General features: G+C 38.5%; 23 protein-coding genes. 10 read left to right on the top strand and 13 right to left on the bottom strand.

Annotated features, from left to right (window positions below):
- The first annotated feature begins 75 nt into the window (after window positions 1-75).
- A complete protein-coding gene (locus EHQ70_RS08890; RefSeq protein WP_135585571.1) occupies window positions 76-2,040 on the top strand; it encodes an acetoacetate--CoA ligase in 1,965 nt (654 codons plus the stop codon).
- The gene (locus tag EHQ70_RS08885) at window positions 2,037-2,798 is read left to right on the top strand and encodes a hypothetical protein (protein ID WP_135585569.1); all 762 of its coding nucleotides are present in this window, start codon (window positions 2,037-2,039) and stop codon (window positions 2,796-2,798) included. The genes EHQ70_RS08890 and EHQ70_RS08885 overlap by 4 nt, the downstream gene beginning before the upstream one ends.
- Window positions 2,799-2,866: 68 nt before the next feature.
- On the opposite strand, the gene EHQ70_RS08880 is transcribed toward EHQ70_RS08885, so the two are convergent.
- A complete protein-coding gene (locus EHQ70_RS08880; protein WP_135585567.1) occupies window positions 2,867-3,841 on the bottom strand; it encodes a cysteine synthase A in 975 nt (324 codons plus the stop codon).
- 47 nt (window positions 3,842-3,888) lie between these two features.
- Between EHQ70_RS08880 and EHQ70_RS08875 the strand changes: the two genes are divergently transcribed.
- The 4 genes from EHQ70_RS08875 to EHQ70_RS08860 are packed head-to-tail and all read left to right on the top strand — an operon-like array spanning window position 3,889 to window position 7,731.
- Complete coding sequence (locus EHQ70_RS08875) at window positions 3,889-5,208, top strand: MFS transporter (protein ID WP_135585565.1); 1,320 nt, start codon at window positions 3,889-3,891, stop codon at window positions 5,206-5,208.
- A gap of 43 nt (window positions 5,209-5,251) precedes the next feature.
- A complete protein-coding gene (locus EHQ70_RS08870; RefSeq protein WP_135585563.1) occupies window positions 5,252-5,794 on the top strand; it encodes an SRPBCC family protein in 543 nt (180 codons plus the stop codon).
- Between the two features lie 15 nt (window positions 5,795-5,809).
- Window positions 5,810-6,874 carry a glycoside hydrolase family protein gene (locus EHQ70_RS08865; RefSeq protein ID WP_135585561.1) on the top strand — a complete coding sequence of 355 codons (1,065 nt, stop codon included), beginning with the start codon at window positions 5,810-5,812 and terminating at the stop codon, window positions 6,872-6,874.
- The gene (locus EHQ70_RS08860) at window positions 6,871-7,731 is read left to right on the top strand and encodes a pirin family protein (RefSeq protein ID WP_135585559.1); all 861 of its coding nucleotides are present in this window, start codon (window positions 6,871-6,873) and stop codon (window positions 7,729-7,731) included. Before EHQ70_RS08865 ends, EHQ70_RS08860 begins: the two co-directional genes overlap by 4 nt.
- Window positions 7,732-7,748: 17 nt before the next feature.
- On the opposite strand, the gene EHQ70_RS08855 is transcribed toward EHQ70_RS08860, so the two are convergent.
- From EHQ70_RS08855 to EHQ70_RS08840, 4 genes are read right to left on the bottom strand one after another with little or no spacing between them, the layout of a single operon-like run.
- A complete protein-coding gene (locus EHQ70_RS08855) occupies window positions 7,749-8,051 on the bottom strand; it encodes an LIC_10421 family protein (RefSeq protein ID WP_244288275.1) in 303 nt (100 codons plus the stop codon).
- A gap of 55 nt (window positions 8,052-8,106) precedes the next feature.
- Window positions 8,107-9,123: a type I phosphomannose isomerase catalytic subunit gene (locus EHQ70_RS08850; RefSeq protein ID WP_135585557.1), complete on the bottom strand. Its 1,017-nt coding sequence runs from the start codon at window positions 9,121-9,123 to the stop codon at window positions 8,107-8,109.
- Between the two features lie 11 nt (window positions 9,124-9,134).
- Window positions 9,135-9,842: a DnaJ domain-containing protein gene (locus EHQ70_RS08845; RefSeq protein WP_135585554.1), complete on the bottom strand. Its 708-nt coding sequence runs from the start codon at window positions 9,840-9,842 to the stop codon at window positions 9,135-9,137.
- Window positions 9,843-9,858: 16 nt separating this feature from the next.
- Window positions 9,859-10,578, bottom strand: coding sequence for an LIC_12936 family protein (locus tag EHQ70_RS08840; RefSeq protein WP_135585552.1), 720 nt, complete (start codon window positions 10,576-10,578; stop codon window positions 9,859-9,861).
- 118 nt (window positions 10,579-10,696) lie between these two features.
- Here EHQ70_RS08840 and EHQ70_RS08835 point away from each other — a divergent pair, with 118 nt between their 5' ends.
- Window positions 10,697-11,041 carry an STAS domain-containing protein gene (locus EHQ70_RS08835; RefSeq protein ID WP_135585550.1) on the top strand — a complete coding sequence of 115 codons (345 nt, stop codon included), beginning with the start codon at window positions 10,697-10,699 and terminating at the stop codon, window positions 11,039-11,041.
- Here the strand turns inward: EHQ70_RS08835 and EHQ70_RS08830 are convergent, their stop codons facing one another.
- Window positions 11,042-11,611 (bottom strand): LIC10729 family protein, encoded by a 570-nt coding sequence (locus tag EHQ70_RS08830; protein WP_244288274.1) that lies wholly within the window; start codon window positions 11,609-11,611, stop codon window positions 11,042-11,044.
- A 36-nt stretch (window positions 11,612-11,647) separates the two neighbouring features.
- Between EHQ70_RS08830 and EHQ70_RS08825 the strand changes: the two genes are divergently transcribed.
- Window positions 11,648-12,580 carry a bifunctional riboflavin kinase/FAD synthetase gene (locus tag EHQ70_RS08825; RefSeq protein WP_135585545.1) on the top strand — a complete coding sequence of 311 codons (933 nt, stop codon included), beginning with the start codon at window positions 11,648-11,650 and terminating at the stop codon, window positions 12,578-12,580.
- On the opposite strand, the gene EHQ70_RS08820 is transcribed toward EHQ70_RS08825, so the two are convergent.
- Genes EHQ70_RS08820 through EHQ70_RS08795 form a run of 6 tightly spaced genes read right to left on the bottom strand, consistent with a single transcriptional unit; the run spans window position 12,566 to window position 19,174 of the window.
- The gene (locus EHQ70_RS08820; RefSeq protein WP_135585543.1) at window positions 12,566-13,330 is read right to left on the bottom strand and encodes a hypothetical protein; all 765 of its coding nucleotides are present in this window, start codon (window positions 13,328-13,330) and stop codon (window positions 12,566-12,568) included. The two genes, EHQ70_RS08825 and EHQ70_RS08820, sit on opposite strands and share 15 nt — an antisense overlap.
- An 8-nt stretch (window positions 13,331-13,338) precedes the next feature.
- Window positions 13,339-14,853: a rod shape-determining protein RodA gene (gene rodA, locus EHQ70_RS08815; RefSeq protein ID WP_135585541.1), complete on the bottom strand. Its 1,515-nt coding sequence runs from the start codon at window positions 14,851-14,853 to the stop codon at window positions 13,339-13,341.
- Window positions 14,853-16,790: a penicillin-binding protein 2 gene (gene mrdA / locus EHQ70_RS08810; protein WP_135585539.1), complete on the bottom strand. Its 1,938-nt coding sequence runs from the start codon at window positions 16,788-16,790 to the stop codon at window positions 14,853-14,855. The genes rodA and mrdA overlap by 1 nt, the downstream gene beginning before the upstream one ends.
- Window positions 16,787-17,302 (bottom strand): rod shape-determining protein MreD, encoded by a 516-nt coding sequence (gene mreD / locus EHQ70_RS08805; RefSeq protein WP_135585537.1) that lies wholly within the window; start codon window positions 17,300-17,302, stop codon window positions 16,787-16,789. Before mreD ends, mrdA begins: the two co-directional genes overlap by 4 nt.
- On the bottom strand, window positions 17,299-18,480 hold the full coding sequence (mreC, locus tag EHQ70_RS08800; protein WP_135585535.1) for a rod shape-determining protein MreC: 1,182 nt from the start codon (window positions 18,478-18,480) through the stop codon (window positions 17,299-17,301). Before mreC ends, mreD begins: the two co-directional genes overlap by 4 nt.
- 58 nt (window positions 18,481-18,538) lie before the next feature.
- The gene (locus EHQ70_RS08795) at window positions 18,539-19,174 is read right to left on the bottom strand and encodes a hypothetical protein (protein ID WP_135585533.1); all 636 of its coding nucleotides are present in this window, start codon (window positions 19,172-19,174) and stop codon (window positions 18,539-18,541) included.
- Between the two features lie 120 nt (window positions 19,175-19,294).
- Between EHQ70_RS08795 and EHQ70_RS08790 the strand changes: the two genes are divergently transcribed.
- Both EHQ70_RS08790 and EHQ70_RS08785 read left to right on the top strand, forming a co-directional pair.
- A complete protein-coding gene (locus EHQ70_RS08790; RefSeq protein WP_244288273.1) occupies window positions 19,295-19,693 on the top strand; it encodes a hypothetical protein in 399 nt (132 codons plus the stop codon).
- A 26-nt stretch (window positions 19,694-19,719) separates the two neighbouring features.
- Window positions 19,720-20,409 carry a VOC family protein gene (locus EHQ70_RS08785; protein ID WP_135585530.1) on the top strand — a complete coding sequence of 230 codons (690 nt, stop codon included), beginning with the start codon at window positions 19,720-19,722 and terminating at the stop codon, window positions 20,407-20,409.
- 142 nt (window positions 20,410-20,551) lie between these two features.
- On the opposite strand, the gene EHQ70_RS08780 is transcribed toward EHQ70_RS08785, so the two are convergent.
- On the bottom strand, window positions 20,552-21,289 hold the full coding sequence (locus EHQ70_RS08780) for an MORN repeat-containing protein (protein WP_135585528.1): 738 nt from the start codon (window positions 21,287-21,289) through the stop codon (window positions 20,552-20,554).
- Between the last annotated feature and the right edge of the window lie 316 nt (window positions 21,290-21,605).

Raw genomic sequence — 21,605 nt, 5'->3', positions numbered from 1 at the left:
TCGATATTTTTTTCTACCAGTCATTTTACACAATCATACTTGCCTCAAAAATCAAACCAGGAAAGATCAGTCTTCATGGCGACTCAAAATATACTATGGACTCCACATTCAGAAGATACGAATCTCTCCCGTTTCCAGAGCCATCTGGAATCTAAGTTTCAAAAATCATTTTCTGATTATGTTTCTTTTCATAAATTTTCCGTAGAAGAATACCAACTGTTTTGGATGGAATGGTTGTCTTATTCTGGATTCAAATTACATAAGAAACCGGAGAAAACGATCGAACGAGGTGGGCATTTTTCAAAATCACAATGGTTCCCGGGAGCTTACTTTAATTTTGCAGAGAATTTATTAGTAGGAGGGGACCCTGATAACTTGGCTTTGGTGTTCTACTCTGAAGACGGCAAAATCCAAAGATTAAAATATTCGGATCTTAAAAATGAAGTATTAAAGTTACAAAAACATTTGATTGGCCTTGGAGTCAAAAAAGGAGATCGTATTGCCGGACTTGTACCAAATGCACCAATCTCCACCATTGGAATGCTCGCGACTACTTCGTTAGGTGCTATATGGTCAAGTGCATCACCCGACTTTGGCGTAAGGGGAATCCTTGACCGTTTCGAACAAATCCAACCTAAGGTTTTGATTTCTGTTGAGTCTTATTTGTTTAAAGGTAAAAAAATCTCCATTACAGATAAATTAGAAGAAGTATCCCTTCAGTTGACAAAAACAAAAAATTCTGAATTCAAACAAACTTTGATTTATGATTTTGTGGAACCTTTGAAAGATTTTGGTAAGATCCAATATCCTTGTCGCTATAATGAGATTGCTCCATTAAATTCAAATGACAAACTAACATACACTTCTATCAGTTTTTCCGATCCAGTTTACATTATGTTTTCCTCAGGGACAACTGGCCTTCCTAAATGTATTGTTCAAGGAGGTGGGGTTTTACTCAATCATACAAAAGAACTTATCCTGCATTGTAATGTATCCAAACAAAATCGATTTTTTTATTATACAACTTGTGGTTGGATGATGTGGAACTGGTCTCAATCAGTATTAGCGTTAGGTGCTACTCTTTACCAATTTGATGGAAATCCTTTCCATCCTTCTTGGGAAACTTTATGGTCGATGGCGGAAAAGGAATCTATCCAAGTATTTGGAACCAGTGCTAAATACCTATCTGTTTTAGAAGAAGAAAAGATTGGGGTCCAATCAAAGTATCCTCTACCTGATTTGAAAGTAATCCTTTCTACAGGTTCACCATTACCTAATTCTGGGTTTCGTTATGTGTATGAAAATATTAAAAAAGATGTACAACTGTCTTCTATTTCTGGCGGAACAGACTTAAATGGATGTTTTGCATTGGGAAATCCCAACTTACCTGTGTTTGAAGGTCAAATTCAGTGTAAGGGATTAGGTATGGATGTACAAGTATTTAATGATATGGGTAAGTCTGTAGAAAATGAAAAGGGGGAACTCGTTTGTCCGACACCGTTTCCATCCATGCCACTTTCGTTTTGGAATGATGAATCGGGTGCCAAATACAAATCCGCTTATTTTGAAACTTATGATAATATTTGGTGTCATGGTGATTTTGCATCGATCACTCAAGAGAATGGTTTGGTGATTTATGGACGTTCTGACGCCACTTTAAATCCCGGTGGTGTAAGAATTGGAACTGCTGATATTTATTCTGTAGTTTCGACAATTCCTGAAGTGGTCGATAGTGTGATCATTGGCCAAGAGTATAAAGATGATGTGAGAGTGGTTTTGTTTGTTGTCACTGCACCTGGTGTGTCTCTAAATGATTCATTAATCAAAAAAATCAAAGAACAAATTAAATTAGAAACATCTCCAAGACATGTACCGGCTTTGGTTCTTTCTGTTCCAGAAATTCCTTATACTGTAAATGGGAAAAAGGTAGAAATCGCCGTCAAACAAACAGTAGCTGGACTTGAAGTGAAAAATAAAAACGCGTTAGCAAACCCACTTTCATTGGATTTTTTTAAAAATAGAAAGGAACTCGCCGAATGAATTTTTTTCGGATCGTTTTTTCGTTTTTAATTTATATTTTTTTAGGTTTAACAAATCTACTTGCGGGTTCAAATGTTGTTCGTTGGCAATCTTGTTTTCAAACTAATTGTATTTCCTTTGATCTTCCTTCCAAGTGGTATCTTTCCGAACGGCGATCCAATGGAACATCCACTAAGTTTGATCATTTCAAAACTTCCCCGCTGAAAGATGAATTGGGTCGAGAAATCACTCCGGCCGTCGTGATTCTTTTTAAGGAATCGGAAACCAAATATCCGTTACATCCAACCATTTTTCATACAGAGTCTAAACGGTTCAGTGCGATCACAAATGTTCGTAAGTCTTATTCCTTACAAAAAAAATCTAATTCAGAAAACACGTATCAGTTTGTAGGAGTGTTCGGAAGTTTTAAAGATAAGGAAGATATAGTTCTTCAACATTATATTACCACAACAGAAGATCGTTTTGGAATGACAATTCTCGTAACATGTTACGAATCGGTATATCCTCAAATAGAAAAGGATCTTAACTTATTTTTAGACAGTATGTCCTTTGGAAAAAGAACGATACCTTGGTCTTTTCAAAATCCAGAAGAACAGATTTTTAAAGCAAAAGAATTGGAAACATCTGCCCTTGCTCGATTAAAAACAAAAAAATCAGAAGAAATCGAGATTGCTTTGGATGAGTTGAGTGACTCTTGTGATCTAGGTTCTGTATCCGCTTGTGAAATGTTTACCACTTTGCTGAATTTAGGCAGGTAAAAAATTCAAAAAGAATTTTCTACCTGCCTTGCTTGTTGTAAATTTCATCTTCTTTCAATTGTTTTTGGTTATACAAGTCCTTTCGAAGCTAAAAATTCCTGATTGAAAATTTTAGATTGGTATTTGGCTCCACTGTCGCATAACACTGTGACTATGGTGTGGCCTGGACCTAAATCTTTGGCAATTTGGTAAGCCGCGGCCAGATTGATTCCCACACTTCCTCCCATAAACAATCCATCTTGTTTTAAAACTAAATTTAAAATACGTAGGGCTTCTTTGTCATGGATACGAATGGCGTCATCCGCCGGCATCCCTTCCATATTTTTTGTGATTCTACCTTGCCCAATTCCTTCGGTGATAGAAGATCCTTCGATGGTGATTTGTCCTGTTTTGACAAAAGAATAAATTCCCGATCCATAAGGATCAGCCACGATACATTTGATATTAGGATTTTTGGATTTGAAATAAAGTCCAGTTCCCGCATAGGTTCCGCCGGTTCCAAGGGAAGCCGTCCAAACATCAATTTTACCTTGGGTTTGTTCCCAAATTTCAGGACCAGTTGTTTCGAAATGAGCATTCCTGTTGGCTAAGTTATCAAACTGGTTTGCCCAAACGGAGTTTGGCGTTTCTAATGCAATTCGTTCCGACACTCGTACGTAATTTCCTGGATCGGCATAAGGAACCGCAGGGACAAGGGTCACATCGGCACCTAACGTGCGTAGCATTTCAATTTTTTCTTTGGATTGTGTTTCTGGAATGACAATTACCGATTTGTAACCTTTGGCATTACAAATATGAGTGAGTCCAATTCCGGTATTTCCAGCTGTTCCTTCTACAACAGTGCCGCCTGGTTTTAAGAGTCCTTTTTTTTCTGCATCCTCTATGATGTACAAAGCAGCTCTATCTTTGACTGACCCACCTGGATTTAAAAACTCAGCCTTACCTAAAATTTCACATCCAGTTTCTTCGCTAAGTGAGTGGATGCGTATGAGTGGGGTATTCCCAACAGTATCAATAAATCCGTTTCTTATATTTGTTTTCATGAGAATCGACTTGACTCCTTCTCTTTAGACTTACATCTTCCTAGTCTATGTTACAAACCATTCGCCGGTGGTTCGCTCCTGCTCCGTCCATACCCCAAAAATCCGAAAAAGAAATCCAATCTCTTTATCCGAAATTTCGGTTTCGAGTTTTGGAATCAACTTTTCTTGGTTATACGACCTATTACCTAACTCGGAATAACTTCTCTCCTGTTTCCAAAGAAATTGGTGAAGCGTTATCTTATTCGAAAGCTGATATAGGTGACATCCTCGCAGTTACGGCCATCACTTACGGGATTGGAAAATTTTTAATGGGAGCACTCTCCGATCGTTCCAATCCGCGAAAGTTTATGGCTGTTGGTTTGTTTCTTACCGCCATTTTGAATTTTTCATTTGGATTTGCGAATCATTATTGGATTCATCTGTTTTTATGGGGAGCCAATGGTTTAGTGCAAGGGATGGGTTGGCCACCATGTGGACGTTCTCTTGGGCACTGGTATTCCGTAAGAGAACGAGGTACTACGTTTGCATTTTGGAATATTGCACATAATATTGGAGGCGGGCTTGTGGGTGTGGTCGCTTCTCACTCGGCAGCTCAGTTTGGATGGCAATTTGCTTTTTTTGTTCCAGGAGTTATTGCTTTAATTGGATCTGTATATTTATACATTCGACTTGTAGACACACCACAATCAGAAGGCCTTCCTCCTGTGGAAGTATATCGAAACGATTTTCCACCAGAAGAAAAAGAAAATCATGAAGCCGAACTTACCACCAAACAATTGATTGTTGATCAAGTTCTTAAGAACAAATACATTTGGTTGTTTGCTATTATTAACTTTTTTGTTTATATCATTCGATATAGTTTGATCGATTGGGGTCCTACTTACTTAAAAGAAACAAAAGGAGCCGATCTTTTGGGAGGAGGATATTCGACACTCATTTTAGAATTTGGAGGAATTGGTTCCACCATCCTTATGGGATGGGTTTCCGATAAATTCGACGGAAGAAGGGGAATGGTAAGTTTACTTTGTATCATTCCAATTTTCTTTGCCTTTCTTGGAATTTTATGGAACCCTCCTGGATCCATTTGGATTGATTATTTACTTTTTGGTTTGATTGGACTTTTCATCTATCCACCTGTTATGTTGTTAGGTGTGGCTGGAATGGATTTTACATCGAAAAAGGCGGTGGGTACTGCGGCTGGTTTTATCGGACTTTTTGGGTCTCTCGGACGAACGGCTCAGGGAAAGGGGCTAGCCATCCTTGCCACAAACTATTCTTGGGATGTCGCTCTTTACGCCATTCTTGTTTCCACTTTGATTGCGATTTTCCTTCTGGTTTTCAGTTGGAATTTAAAACCACGCGGGTAAATAAATTGACTAAATCAAAAGATAACAGTAGGATATTTAACTTATGACACTCGGCAGAAAAATTTCCATAGGAATCATTGGCATTATCGCCATCCCATTAATTGTTGCTCTCTTTCTACCTACCCATTACCAGGTGGAACGTACCATCGACATTAACAAACCGGCTTCGGATGTATTTGATTATATTCGAATGTTGAAAAACCAAGACTATTACAGTGTATGGGCCAAAAAAGATCCAGGTATGAAGAAAATTTACACTGGTCAAGATGGGATGGTTGGTTTCATTTCTCGTTGGGAAAGTTTGGATAAAGAAGTGGGAACTGGCGAACAAGAAATCAAAATGATTAATTTGGATGCTCTAGAGATGGAGACAGAACTTCGTTTCATCGAACCAATGGAAGCCACCGAAAGAAGTTATATGAAAGTTTCTTCTTTGGACCAAAAAAAATCGAAAGTCATTTGGGGATTTGATGGTTCTGTACCTTATCCTTCCAATATCATTTGTCTTTTTATGGATTTTCAAGAATTGATAGGAAAAGACTTTGAAGAGGGACTATCCAACCTCAAAGTTGTCTTAGAAAAATAAGGAAATTCATTTCGATTGAACAAACAAAATATCTATTGGCAACTCTACCAAGATGATCCCATTCTAAAACCCGGATTCCCATCCCCAATTTTGGCGGATCCGAGTTTTTTATTTCCTGAAAACTGTCCTGACGGTCTTTGGCACCTCTTCGCACACAATATATTTGGAATCAAGGAATTCCTTTCGGAAGATGGGATTCAATGGAAAACAAAAAAGACCGTGGTTTGGAATGCCATGCGTCCCTTTTTCTTTTTTGAAGAGGGAACGTATTATCTCTATTACGAAAAATATAAATTCCTTCATTTGTTATTCAGTTGGTTTCCTTATCGGAAGTGGAAGTCGCAGATCGAAGTCCGAACTAGCAAAGATTTAAAATCTTGGTCGTCTCCGAAAACAGTCATCGAACCAAAATTTCCTTTTCATAAAGATCCAAAACTTGGAGACTCAGTCGGTAATCCATGTTTGGTGAAGTTTGGAAAAAAGTACAGAATGTACTTTTCTTCCTCTCTTACATTCATTCCTGATTGTGGATTTTGTGAACCAAAATACATCACCGTAGCCGAATCGAATTCCCCTCTTGGACCATTTTCTTACTTTTCAGATCCCATCCTTTCTCCAAATGATATGGATCCATTTTGTAATTTGGCTGCAGGTTCCTTAAAAGTCATTGAATGGAAAGGGCGATACCTCGGATTTCAAAATGGAATTTTCTGGAATCCCGTAAGGAAAGAGTCCTGTTCGGCCATTCTCTTTTTACAAAGTGAAGATGGTATCAACTTTGAACGGATCAATCAAACACCAATCCTTGGACCGACAGGAAGAGGATGGAAGGCAAGCCATGTTTATGCTTGTGATGTGAAGTATTCGGAAGCTGAAAAAATCTTTATCCTTTATTTTAATGCAAGGGATAAAGCACATTGGACCAAAGGGAAAGAAGCCATCGGCCTTTTTGTGGGTAAGGTAGAAGAATCAAATCCTTCTCCAAAAAGAACCACCAAACAAGCGCAAAAAAAGAAGGCCAGTCCGAAAAAGAAAATATCACAACCAAAAGCCAAACAAAGTAAGTCTAAACGTAAATGACACGTTCACTCATAGGACATTCCAAAGATTTAGGAGACAATTTTGTCATCCGCCGCGTTCTTCCTGCTATGGAAAAACGTTCGGTGGGACCTTTTGTTTTTTTTGACCATTTTGGCCCAGTGCCTGTTGTTACGGGAGAAGAACTCGTCGTTCGCGCCCATCCGCATATTGGACTTGCTACCATCACATTTTTATACGATGGAGTGATCACCCATCGCGATAGTTTAAAGGTAGAAATGGACATTCGTCCTAATGAAACCAATTGGATGGTTGCGGGTTCTGGAATCGTACACAGTGAACGGTCCAAATTTGATCCCAAATATGAAATATTAGAAGGGATACAAACATGGATTGCTCTTCCAAAAGAAAAAGAAGAAATAAATCCTAGTTTTGAACATTTTTCGGAAAAAGAAATGCCTGTTTTATCTAAAGACGGTTTGGTATTTCGATTGTTAGGCGGAAATTTTCTTGGATTACATTCCCCAGCCACGGTGCATTCTCCTTTGTTTTACGCAGACATTGAAATGAAACCAGAGGCAGATGCAGTCAATTGGATTCTTTCTGACAAAGAAGAAGCAGGACTTTACGTTTCTCGTGGTTCTATTGAATCCAATGGAGAATCCTATGCAGTAGGATCAATGGTTTTGTTTGAGAAGGGGACAGCTGTTTCTTTTAAAGCAAAACAAAACAGTCGTTTGATGTTACTTGGTGGAGAACCACTCACTGAAAAAAGAAATATATTTTGGAATTTTGTTTCTACAAGGCAAGACGCCATCGAAAAAGCAAAGGAAAGATGGGCAAAAGATGAATTTCCAAAAGTTCCCGGGGAAACAGATCGAATTCCTTTGCCCAAGTAATAGGTAAAGATCGAATTTTATTTCAAATCATCAGCAGCTTTTTTATATTCTTCTGCTTCTGTTCGAAATTCTTTTGCTAAAGTCAGGCAATGTTCTTTAAACTTTGCTTGGCTGACAGCCTTTCCACCGTTATTCACCGCCATTTTTTCGTGTCGCACAGCATTTGCTTCCTTCTCTTTTGCCATTGCGGATAGATAGGAACGTGCCGCTTGTTTACTTTCTGGTGAATTTGCCTCTTTAATCATCAGGTTCTCCAGTTCAGACAAAGCAAACACGGATGTAGATGCTAACACGAGTAATAGGGAAATAATTTTTTTCATAGTATCCTCTCTCGTGACTATTATACCAATTCTATTGAATTGTCAATAGGTGAGGTTATTGATATTTTACCGAATCGGAACCGGCAGACATAAAGGCTAACTTAGTACCCGTTTCCGCGAAGGCAGAAATGGTCTCTGAAAATCCTGCAGCTGTGATCATAAACGATTGGTTTGGTCCCACCAACTTTTGTAATTCTGGAAAGTAAACAGAACCAGAGATTGTATAAAAAATTCCAAAACTAACAGGGTCACCTAACTTTGAAAAAGTGAAGTTTTGTGCTTGGTTAAATTCCCAAGATTCCAATCTGAATTTATCATTGGATGTGAATAAGTAACGTGGGAACGGATGGTAAGTGAGTAGCTCTTTGGTTTTTTTTTCAGAACCATCAGAGTTTTGGAAGTTCAATACTGCTAGGGCTTTTTCTAAATGAAGTTCTCTTGGATTTCCATCATCACCCAATCTTCCGTAATCGTACACTCTGTATGTGGAATCAGAAGATTGTTGGACTTCTAAAAGGAGAACTCCCGCTCCGATGGCGTGAATGGTTCCAGGATTTAACAAAAAAACGTCACCTGGCTTGACCTTCCATTTTCGTAGAACCGTTTCCCCGAGATTTTTTCTCACAAGTGATTCGTATTCTTCACGGGTTGTGTTTATATCAAATCCAACAACGAGTTCTGCTCCTGGATCTGCGGACAAAACGTACCAACATTCTTTTTTGCCATTGGATTTTGGATCGTATTTAAGTGCGTATTCATCATCTGGATGTACTTGGACGGATAGTTTTTCTTTGGCGTCAATGACTTTGACAAGTAAAGGTAAACCTGAGGAAAGAAATGGTTTCCCTAGAACTGCTTCTGGAGATTTTCGTATAAGATCTGTTAAGGGAATATTTTGAAATTCTGGATTTTGGACAGGAGAAATATCCGTTCCATAAACAGAAACTTCCCAAGACTCACCAATCTGTCCTTCTGGAATGTTCCGACCAAGTTTTGTTTCGAACTTCCGACCTCCCCAAATTTTTTCCTTATAAAGTGGGTCAAAAAATACAACTTTGGGAGTCTTTTCCATCGATTTCCTTTTTAGACGGTACTCTTTACTCGTAAAGGGATATTTTTGTGAACCAAGAGTTTCACCCGTAGGTATTTTTTCTTAAAATGGGTAAAGGAATCTGGTCGGAATTTGGAGAGATCAAATTCAAAAACCTTTCCGTGAACAAGAGCCGACCTCGGAAATTCTACTTTTAGATTTTTGTATCCTTTGTAACTTCCTCTTCCACTGCAGGCAGGACAATGTGGGTCACCACCCATACAATCTCGACAAACAATTCGCACTGTCAAAGGAATGACTGCAATCACCGGTCGTATGATTTCGGATTCTTTTAAATCAATGATCAAATCATAATCAATCCCTGTTACTTTGCGTCTGTCTTTGTTGCGGAAACCTTTCCGCATGAGCCCACGTTTGGCGAGCTCCAAAATACCTGTTGTGAACCGAACACGAGATACAGGGAGTACGACTGGGTGTTCTTCGAGTTTGCGTTTTAAAAATTCGCGAGCGTAGTTCTTTTTGAATTCTTCATCATACAACTTCCGCCCTTCGCCGGTTAGGGTTTGGTAGGCAAAGTAAAGGCTTTGGAATTTAGAATAGGAGCCTGTGAACGGGTTATCTGGATGGAATTGTTTCACCAGATGACGGAAAGAGGATTTAATCTCTTCCGTCGTGGCACCAAAAGGAATCTCTAGGACTTCGTAAAGATTGGTAAGTTGTGGTGGTATGGTAAAACTCATTCCACCCTCATATACATTATGGTTCTTGGAAATCCCCGCTGACCGAAACTTCCATTATGGATTCAGAAACCATTCTGGTTTCTAAACTACCTTTAGCTTGGATGTATCTATCAATGGTTCTTGCAACTTCACGGAGTCTGTCACGATACGCAGTCGCTAAACGTAATCTTTCCCATGGGCTTTGGATTTTTTCTAACTCAAAGCTCAGAGTGTTGTCGTCTGCATTGGTCACTGTACGAACTGAAAGAGTTAGTCCCTTCACTCCACCAGTTGTATTGTTTTTTAATTCACGGTAAGTGGTAACAGGGTCTTTGCCTTTTTCGGTAAGTGATTTTCTGGACCAAAAAGAGATTTCATCTAATGAAAATCCGCCACCTTCCGCACCGCCACCGCCTTTCAATTTCATAACGAAACGACTGTGTAATACATAGCGTGGTTCAAATGGTAGGTGGATTTCCCTTGCGTTGGTTACTTGGCCATAACGACTGTCTTTGATTTTCTTTTCGAAACTTAGGAATTTCACCTTATCGTTGATGACAGCATGGTAATCATCGACTTCTTTTCCGATTCTTTCAATCTTCTGCTGTTGTTTGGCGTTATAAGGGATGAGAGCAATGCTTCCATCCGGATTTAACTTTTTAGAATCTGCTTGGCTTACAGGTTCATTTTTTTCATCCGCGGCAATTAGACCAACGGTGAGTAGAAAGGATAAAATTAGGACAAACGAGATACGCATACGAACTCCCAGATAGTAGACTCTATATATATTTTCGACTTTTGAAATGAAATCATTAATTTGTTAAAAATAAGGTTGATAAAAAACGCAAAAACCCGATCCTTGCGGAAGGTCTCCCATGGAAATAAATCTAAAAAAAAATGCAGACGCCTATGTGATCAGCATTTCTGGAAGTTTGGATATTTACACTTCCCTGGATTTCAAGAACTTCCTGGAAACCAATGTTCCTACAGAGCCCTCTGAAAATCTACATGTCATCATCAATTTAGAGAAACTCAATTATATTGATTCCTCTGGAATTGGAATGCTCATCAAACAACTGAATTATGTCCAAGAGTTGAAAGGAAAGTTCTCCATTGCCAATATGAAACCGGCGATTGAGAAAGTTTTTAAAGTGGCAGGTCTTACTAGTTATTTCCAAACCATTGGGGAAGACGAATACCGCGAAAAATACGCAGTTTAGTCATTCTCTCGCACCCAAACGATTTTCTAATACAAACGCATCCCAAACTCCCCAAAACCGTCCCAGTGAGTTGTTACTAGGAACAAGATCTACATAAATCTTTCCATCAGGATATTCGGAAGGTTCCAAGGGGATTTCCACCGGATTCGGAAAACTTTGGTTTCTGTCGGCATAAATAGAAATTTTGGGTCTTCCGTTCACAAGGATGTTTAGTTTCCTTGGTTTGAATTTGGATCCTTTGAGGGGTCTATACCGAGTTATGTCTAAATAGAGATAAACTGTAGATTTGGAGACTATGGATTTTTCTAAAAGGAAACGAAGCCCTGTTTCTGGAACCATGCGGCAAATGTAATCTTGGAGGCCGAGGTGAGGAGCATCCGGTTCCAATTCGTAAGACTGGTAAATCGCCCATGTTTTTAATTCAGGAAAGGTAGATATATCCTCGGGGAGCAAACCTTCTTCCAATCCAAATTCTTGTTTGGGAATGACAGAGTCGGATGCGAACACAGAAACCAAGTTTGATAAAAAGATTGCCGTAAGGAGAAGGATTCGTAGTTTCAATGGAAGCACCTAGTACAAGTATCGGATTGCGAGACAAGTCCCCCTTTGAAAATTATTCGCTCTTTAGAATTGATCCAAAACGAGTTTCGAAATGGCTCCTCTTTGACTCTCGGTAACTTTGATGGAATCCATGTAGGTCACCAGACTCTACTCCTTCGTACTGTAGAAAAGGCAAAGGAACTGGGAATTCCTTCGGTTGTAGTGACTTACTTTCCGAACCCATCTGTGGTTCTCGGTAAAAAGCCCAATTTTAAATATCTATCTTCGGAAAAGGAAAAAGAAGAACTCATCAGTGGGTTTGGGATCGACTATTTACTTGTTTTGGATTTTACCTTGGAACTTTCTAAAATGTCAGCAGAAGACTTTTTAGAAAAAATTATGATCCAAACTTTGAATGCCAAACATATTGTGATTGGTTATAATCATTTTTTTGGAGCCGAACGTCGTGGTGACTATACTCTTTTGGATTCTAATAAAGCTAAGTATGGTTATGCGGTTGAATTAAAAGAAGCAGTTCTCAAAAAAGAAAGCAAAATTTCATCTTCTCTCATTCGTGGGTTTTTGGAAAAAGGGGAAATGGAAGATGCCAAAATCCTTTTAGGAAGAAATTATCATATTACTGGGATTGTCAAACAAGGTGCCAAACGAGGAAGAACCATTGGATTTCCAACAGCAAATATCAATGTTCCAGAAGATAAACTTCTTCCCTCAATTGGCGTTTACGCTTGTTTTGCGAAGTTCGATGGGAAAGATCATAAAGGGATGGTGAATATTGGCCACAATCCTACCTTTGATGGTTTGGGACTTCATGTTGAAGTGAATATTTTTGATTTCGATGGTGATTTGTATGGGAAAGAAGTCGAATTAGAAATTGTTCATAGAATCCGAGAGGAAAAAAAGTTTAGTGGTTTGGAAGAATTGAAAGACCAGCTAACAAAAGATAAAACTACTGCTATTGAAATTTTAGATTTTCACTAAGTGGTATAATTTTCCTTTTCGTTTGATTTTTCCAATGATCTGTCCGTTTGTAGAGTCTTTTTCCAACAATCCTTCTAGAGAGGTTTTGGAAACTGCCCAATCTTCTTTCAGTTCATCAAAATAAAAACCGTATTCTTTTTTAGCACTGTCCTTCATTAAAATTACATTCTTTTGTTTTTTTTCACCTTCTTCCATCAAAACAAATCCAGGCCCAGGAAACAGGGGAACAGACTTATCTTTTATCCGTAATTGTTTTTTAAAGGCAGGGATATCTCTTAGGATACGATAACTCTTTTTAGGAATTAAAAAGTTTACACCTTCTAACACATAACAGATAAAAACCAGTTTTCCATTTAGATTTTTGGGAACTATCGGTGTTTGTTTTTTGTCAGAGATGCGGTTTGCAATCCGAGTGATTCGGTTTTTTAAGGCAGAATCTAAAAATTCAATTTTGTCTTCTGATTTGATTTTATCTAAAATATGAAAGAGTGAATCAAACTCTTTCTGCTTGTATTCGTTTCTGATTTGGAACTTATGAAGTTCTGTACTGAGGCGTCGACTTCTTTGTAAAAAATAGGGAGATTCGTTGGATTCGGAAAGTTGGATCAATTTTTCGGAATAACCTAAAATGTTTGTGAGGTGGTCTTTCGATTCTCTTTCGAGTTCTTCCAGACGAATCAATTCATTTTCCAATTTGATTTTGATCTGAAAGAACTCTTCTGCCCCCAATACTTTTTTGGTTGGTTTCATGGTGGTGTTTAGTTTGCAAACTTACGTTTTTTAATAGAAAGAATGATTCCCACAGCCGTCATTGCCATCACCAAATGCGATCCACCGTAACTCATAAATGTAAGTGGAACACCTGTTACTGGGAGAAGCCCAATCACAATCCCTACGTTGATGGCAATATGGAAAAATATCATAGCCACAATCCCCGCTGCAAGAAGTGATCCAAACCTGTCCTTACTTTCAAAACTAATTTGTAGGCCTCGGAGTGGGATTGACATCAAGAAAAACAAAAGAAGTACACTTCCAAAAAATCCTGTTTGTTCGGCCCAGGATGCAAAAATAAAGTCTGTTCCCGATTCGGGAACATGCGGAACACGTCCTTCTGTCATCTCTCCATGAAAAAGTCCTTTTCCAAAAACCTTTCCCGATCCAACAGCAGGTTTGGAGGCTCGGAGTTGGTATCCCGCACCTTGTTTGAATTGGTCAGGATTTAAAAAAGCAGTGAGACGAATGACTTGGTTTTCACGAAACGGAATGGATTTATGAACAGCAATGGCCGAGAGGATGGAAAGTCCTAAAATTCCAATCGTGATGTAGTAGTTTCTTAGATGTTTAGAACCACGTGCAATTCGGATAAAAATCATCACAAGACTAATCAGAGCCAGCGTTCCACCAAGACCAAACATAAAGGCTTCGTTCGAGAGAATTTTATATCCGACACTCGCATATTCATCTTTGACTATTTCTGCAGCTTCGCGAATCATCTGTAGATTTTTTGGATTTTCAATTCCAGGTAAGGTGAGACCAGAAACTTTTTTACCATCCAAAATCAGCCAAATTTTACCTTGGAGTTGGTTCACAAGCGAAACTAATTCTACTTTGTTATCTTTGCGAAGTAAATCGATGAGCGGTTGGATGAGCGTCAGTTGGGAATAAGCAAGATACATGGGAACCATGAGCGATATTCCACCGAAGGTAAGTAAAGATCCAACATGCAAAATATCAGCTCCACCTAAATACAACATGGTGAATAACATTGGTAAAAATGATACTGCAGTTCCAAAGTCTGGTTGTAAGATGATGAATAACATCGGCACCAAACAAATGATAAATGGTATGATGAGTACCGTAATTTTGTGCATTTCTTTTTCTTTCAAAACCAAATATTGACCGAGCAGGATCACTGTGGCTAGTTTTGAAAATTCAGATGCTTGGAGAGTGATGGGTCCAAGTTTTAACCAAGATCTTGCTCCGCGACCGGAAGGAAGGTATCCAATTCCTGGAATTAAAGTAAGGACAAGTAAAACAATAGAGAAGATATAAATGAAGAGGGCATAAGAACCTATCAGCTGATAGTTGATTCTCGACATAAACCACATAGAAATCAGTCCCACAAAAACAAAAGTGAATTGTTTATACCATCGACCTAGTCCGTCTGCAGTATTGGCTTCTTGGGTGTATAAAGTGAGAACTCCTGCCATTGCCACAAGGACAACAGAGATGATGAGAAAAAAATCGAGTTTTTCTGTATTGCGATCAGCCATTAAAATGCCTCTTGTTCTACTGGTGCTTCTTCTTCCATGGTTTTAGCACGTGATCTATCTGTTCTTGGGAAAGATCCTGGTGGAAAAGCCGCTTTAAATACTTCACGGGCCGCAGGAGCCGCAGAGGCCGCACCACCAACACCATATTCTACGAAAGCAGCAACTAATATCTGTTTTTCGGGAGGTGCATTGACCGGTGCATAACCAATGAACCAAGCGTGGTTGGATGAGGACGCGCCCCTCCTTCTGGTTTGTGCAGTTCCGGTTTTCCCTGCAATTTCTGGTAATGTTGGTGAGTTGAGAACACCAGATGCTGTTCCAGAATAACCTACTAAATACAATCCCTCTTTGAGGGCTTCCACAGTAGATTTTTTGAGAGGAATGTCTCGTAGAATTGTTGGTTCCGTTTTTTGGATGAGTGAGTTGTCAAGAGGGCTTCTAATTTCGGAAACCACATAAGGTTTGTAAATTTTTCCATTGTTGACAACAGCCATATAAAAGAGTGCCATCTCAATGGGAGTCACCGAGATAAAACCCTGTCCGATGGAAAGGTTTACTGTATCTCCATCAAACCATTTGTTTCCATAAGTTCTTTTTTTCCAATCAGAACTTGGAATAAACCCAGTTGCTTCTCCAGGAAGATCAATTCCTGATTTTTTATCTAATCCAAATAACCGAGAGTAGGCGAGAATAGGTTCCGCACCTAATTTATATCCCAATTGGTAAAAGTATACAGAGTTAGATTTTTCTAAAGCTTGCGCAAGATTGAGTTCGCCATGATTTTTTTTGTCCCAGTTATAAAACACTTGGTCTGGAACACCTTTGAAGGTTGACTTCAGAGTGAAATTGGCCGGACAAGAAAAAGTTTGTTTGGGATCAAAATTGATTTTATGTTCGCTTTCCATGGCCGCAAGACCCACAAGTGTTTTGAACGTAGATGCGGGTGGGAACCTGGATTGGATCGCTAAATTTAAAAAACCACCATTGTTTGTTACACGAGTGAAGTGGTTGGAACGATCTAATTTATTTTTTCCAGAAAGGATATTGGGATCGTAAGAAGGGTTGGAAGCCATCGCCAAAACTTCACCCGTTGTTGCTTTGATCGCAAGAACCGTTCCTCTAACACCTTTTAGCGCACGATAGGCGGCAATCTGCATATCACGATCGATAGTTAAAATTAAATTGTTTCCAGGGACAGAATGTTCGATGACACGTTCTTCTTCGATATTTCCTTCCGTGTTTCTTTTTTGGATACGAAATCCATCTTGGCCACGAAGGGTTGTGTCATAAAGAGATTCAATTCCACCTTTACCGATGAGTTGGTAGGTTTTAATTTCTTTTTCTTGTAGATCACTGGTTGTTGGTTTTCCCACATAACCAGTCACATGTGAAAGCGCAGGACCCATGTGGTAAACCCGTGCTGGTGAAGAAACTAAATACACATACCGATTGATATTATCCAAAACAAGGATTCTTTCTTGTTGTTCGCGTGAAATTCCCTCTAAAAGTACGAAGGGTTCTCTCGATCGGATTTTTTTGATCATCCGAGAGTCTTGAAGTTCTTTTTCGTAATAAACAATGGGGATCGAAAGGGCTTCACAGAATTTGTAAATAAAATCCTTCACCTTTCTTGGATCGTTCTTGAGTAAACTGGTATTCAGAATCACATCGAGAGATGCAGAGTTGGAAACCAATGGTTGGCTTGTTTCAGGAGTGAGAAAGTTTCGATCAAAAATATTCCCACGGTCTGCTGGAATGGACTCACTTCTTCGGACAAAACGTTCGGCCTTTAATGAGTTCTCACTTCCTTGAACAATTTGTAGATTGAACAATTGAAGGATATAAGCAGTGAGGGTGAATACCACCATTCCCGTAAAAAAATACAATCGTTTACGGAAACTTGTTTCTAATCGAAACTCCGATGCCGACTGGCTCATTGCCTTACCTCATCTGAATCCAATCGGAATGCCCAAGAGAATAAAAAGAATAACGCAGGCCCAATGAATGCATTGTACAAAGACACATACAAAAAGGAATAACTTTGGTTGGAATGAAAGAACATCAAAAATAATAAATAAGTGATGATCCTTGAAACAAGAGTGAATCCAAGTATATAAATGGTGATGGAAATATAATTCTCTGTATAAGAACTTCGCATCACTTTTCCAACAATGTATCCAATGATGGCATAAGAAAAGGAATGGAGACCAATTTTATAATAAACAATATTGTCTCCGCCAATTTCACCACCTAGCGCAGTATCGGTGAGTAGTCCGCCAAAAAATCCAAGCCATAGTCCATAAAGTGGGCCTTTTCTTAGGGCAAAAAAGACAACGAAGATCACCATAAAGTCAGGTCGGATTGCATTTCCTAATTCAAATACATTGGATCCATTCAAAAAATGGGAGAGTAATAATCCGATGATGATAAATAGTTTATCTAAAATCATGGTGCCACCTCCTTAGGCCCTTCTTGTGTGGAAGGAGTGGATGGGGTAGTCGGTGTAGAATCAGGTACATTTGTGTTCACGGATGGTTTTGTGTATTGAGGAGTTCCGAAAGTAGAAGGAAAGTTACCTTGTCTTTTCTCTTGTTCTTTTCCTTTTTTATTATAATCTTTTTCTTTAGGGAAATCAATTTCACCAAAATAAGGGCCATCAATTTGAATTGTTTTTTCGGCAGGCCATTCTTCTCGCCATTTTTCAGGTTGTTTCTTTAAAACAATTACATGTAAAAGTTTGTCAAACTCAACAAACGGACGTAAGATGGCAGTTTTAAAAGATCCGTTTCTTGGACCTTCTTCAATGATGGTTCCCACTGGAATTCCCGATGGAAAAACTCCTGATCCACCAGAACTAAATACAGCCTTCCCGATTTTGCTAAATCCTTCTGTAAACATTGTGCTCGCGGAGGTTGGTGGTGGATTTGGGCCCATAGGAAAATTGCCAATGGCTTTCGGATCAATCACAATCCCTGCATCAATATAATCTAACAAAACATCTGTTCCGCGACCACTGTTTCCGTTGAGAGAAGCCCAAAGGTTTGTTCCCGGAATGGAAACTCCCATTGAGAAGTTGGAGTTGATGATGGGTTGAACCACAGCTGATCCTTTGGAAACGGCGATGATTTTACCAACGAGTGCTTCTGTAAATTTACCTTTTTCGTCCAGAGATCGCGCTACAACTGGCATATAAGGTTTGATTCCTTCTTCGGAACCTTTGTTGATGATGATGGTTCTATAGATAGCATTCAAGCGAACACTTAACACTTCTGCTCTGACAGAAGGATAATCGATATGCAAAGGAAAGTTTAACTCTTGTCTGAGGATGGCATTTTCCGCCTTCAACCTTTCCACATCTTTAGAAAGCTGGCGGTATTCTTCCATAACGTTCAAACAAGAATCGCGCTCTTCTCTTACCCGCTCGAAGGATTCGAGTTTGTTATAACTACTTTTGATTAGGGATCCAAAAGAATCAAAGGACCCAGAAAAAAAGTCGCCTACACCCTGAAAGCTGGCAATCCCTCTTACCATGAAGTTGCCGTTCCAAATTAGGGAAGTAAAGGAAAACAGGAATACGAAGAGTAGGGAGAACAATTCGTCATTTTGATTGATGCGATTCCACTTCATGGACTTATGTCACATTAATTTTATTGGAAAGAATCTTTCAAGCGCGAATCGAATTTGGTCAATTTTTGAGATCAGTCCTGTCTGGGAGGAAATAAACTGAGGTTGGGGGCTCCCATCTTGCATCCCCCCGAATGGTTTGGAGTCCCTTGGGGTTTCGGAATACGGTAATCCGAATGTTTGCCGCTGCTTGTCGACCACTTCCTGGAAGCCCCAATTTCAGCCGGACTTCCCCAGCACCAGGATCAACCACTTGTGCGAAATAAGTTTTTGTTCCCAATTGGACAATGGCAAATTCGCGGAGGCTAAATATTGGCCTTGGGTCATTTGCCGTCCCCAAAAATTTCGAAACCAAGGAAAGGAAGGCCGGGAAATCTTTCTCATCTAAGGTAGATATATAACTCAATAAATGTTGGCGGAGGTATTCTTTTGCGTGATTGTGTGCGAGTAACACGCGGTGGCGTCTGTCCAGTTGAGAGTAGAAGGATTGGAGGAGGTTTCGTTCCTCTCTACTACAGCCTGCCCGGAATGCCAACCGGTCTAAACGTTTGCTATGCATTTGGATCAGTTCAAACCTATGTGTGAGGTAAACACTGACCCGAAAGGAAATGTAAAAGAAAAGAACGAGAAGGACAAGTTGTAACAGGGCAAATTCGGGATCACCCTTCCAAATCCAAACAGGTCTTTCTGGAAACATTTCTGATTAGACGGATAAGTTTGCATTTTTTGCTTTCTATGTGGAGAAGAGTTGATGTAACTTGGAGTTAGATGAGTGGCGAATTATAAATCATTTCTATATTTCTTGGAAATTAAATCAGTGAAAGAAGAAATCAACAAGTATCACCTTACGATCATCATAATCTATTCTATCGGATTTTCCATTGGAACTATATCGCATGCCATAGATATCACCAAAATGGGTTTTCTTGGTTATTCTTTCGCTCCCTTCTTACTCAATGTTTTTTGGACTTCTTTAGTTGTTCTGGATCCACTTGTGATTCTATTATTCTTTCTGCGATACCGATTTGCAATTCTACTTGCTGTCATCATTATGATTTTTGATATTTTCATTAACTTTGTTTATGGTTTACTTACTGAAAGTAATCCAATTTTACTAGGATTGATCACACAAATTCCGTTTGGATGTTTTGTATTTATGACAGCAAAACATTTATCTAAGTATCAATCGATTGAAGACCTGTTATATTCAAAATGAATGAGATGGAAAATTAGGATTAATGAATGTTAAATGCTAAATTCGATCATTTTCTTCTGTATTCTTCAAAACCAGAAGAAACATATCAGTTTCTGAAAGACCACCTACAGTTAACTTCTCTCACACCTCTAACAAACTATGGATCCTTTCAAAGTGGAATGTTTGCTTTCAAAAATGGAATTTTGGAAATTCTTTGGTACGAAGGTAAAACAAAAGAAGAGAGAGCGAATCTTCCGATCAATCAATTTGTTGGTTTTGCTTTACAATCCGATTTAGATATAATTAAAACAAAAGATGAGTTAGAAAGTTTAGGGATTAATACATCTGAACTCTTGGAACAAAAAGTTTATAATGAAAAGAATGAAGAGGTAATAATCTCAGAGATTGTGATGTTGGATCATTTTTTTGATGATTTCCAAACTTTTTTTATCGAATATAAAAATAATTATTTACGAAAGAGATTTGAAGAACTTTCCAAAGAGTCAGAATGGGAAATTGATTTTCTGATTATAGAAGTACTCAATCAAAAAGAAATTTCGAATCATTTTTTGCGTTTAGGTTTTAAGAAGGAAAATGATTTTGCATTTTCAGATTTAAATAATATCAAAATAAGAATTCAGGAAGTCACTTCCGAAAATTCCATTCCATCTTTTGTAGTAAAATCCAAGGATAAGAAAATAGATATTGTGAAGGTATTGGATTCTTGTTTTGCATAAAAATCCAATATTTCTATATGATGAAATACGAATTGTATATTCTAACTATTGAATATACACGAATTTCTTGGAGTTAGAATCTCGAATTCATTTTTGGTAGACTGACAATTTGCTAATAAACAAGTAGATTCTAGAAAGAAATTTAATCCTTATAAATAATCTTAATTTGATTAGAGCTAAATTTGTTGGTATTGAAAGAGTAAAATTTTATATATCTTACGCATGTGTCCTTATTGCTTGTACACGTAATAGTTCCTGACGAAAGTTGGTTCTGGCTAAATTTTCCCTCTTCAACGAAATAGGGGGTGTATTTCAGACCCTCTGAGAGATTACCTTCAACAAATTTTCCTTTAGAATACCATTCACCCATATCTGCAGTTTTGATCCCAGTTCCATTGGTACAATCGCCACTACAAAGATAACTTTTTTTATCCCAAATTCCTGTAATGACGGTCCCATCGGGAAACTTTCTTTTGCCCAAAGACCCAGCTAAAGCACTATCGTCATACCACTCGGCCTCTGTTATAGTTCCGTTTTTCCAAGTGTAGGTTCCCTTCCCATAGAATCTCGGAAATTTAAATTGATTCCAATCCCAAAATCCTTCATACACTTCACCTTCTTCACGAATTCTATAAGTTCCAGGGCTTTGTGGTCCATAGGTCATTTTACCGAATCCATGAGGTAGTAGACGATCAATTTCAAAATTAAAACCTGGTGGAACCGCTAATTGACCTTCGTAGATATCCTTATGTCCATCTCTTGAAATATATTTTCCTTTGTTGTTTGGGCATCCATCTTCGCTTATACATTTATAGGAGAGAGATCTGCAGGATGCTAAAAAGCTTATTAGTAAAACAAAAATAAATAATATTGATTTCATATTTAATTCCTTCGAAAAGCTAATATTAGGTGATTTATATATCATGTCTATCTTAAAAGAGCCATGATATTTGTATAACAATGGTAAGAGTAAAAATTTGGTGAAATCGTTTTTTTAAAGAGGGGAGATCAAAAATAGAATCTATTTCAAGTTTCTTGTTAGACAGCTAAGGTCAGTTGATCTTTACTTTGAATCCAAAGTTTTCCCCGCGCCAGCGATTGCAGCGGAAATCCTTTCCGGATGGTATTCCCCGTTTATTTCGGACAATAAATTAAGCACATCGCTTTTCATATAACTTTCTAAATACAATAGGAGA

The organism is Leptospira congkakensis (genome assembly GCF_004770265.1).
In the GTDB taxonomy this organism is placed as follows: Bacteria; Spirochaetota; Leptospiria; order Leptospirales; family Leptospiraceae; genus Leptospira_A; species Leptospira_A congkakensis.
Note: the sequence above shows the minus strand (reverse complement) of the source record. Positions and strands in the feature narration are given on the sequence as shown.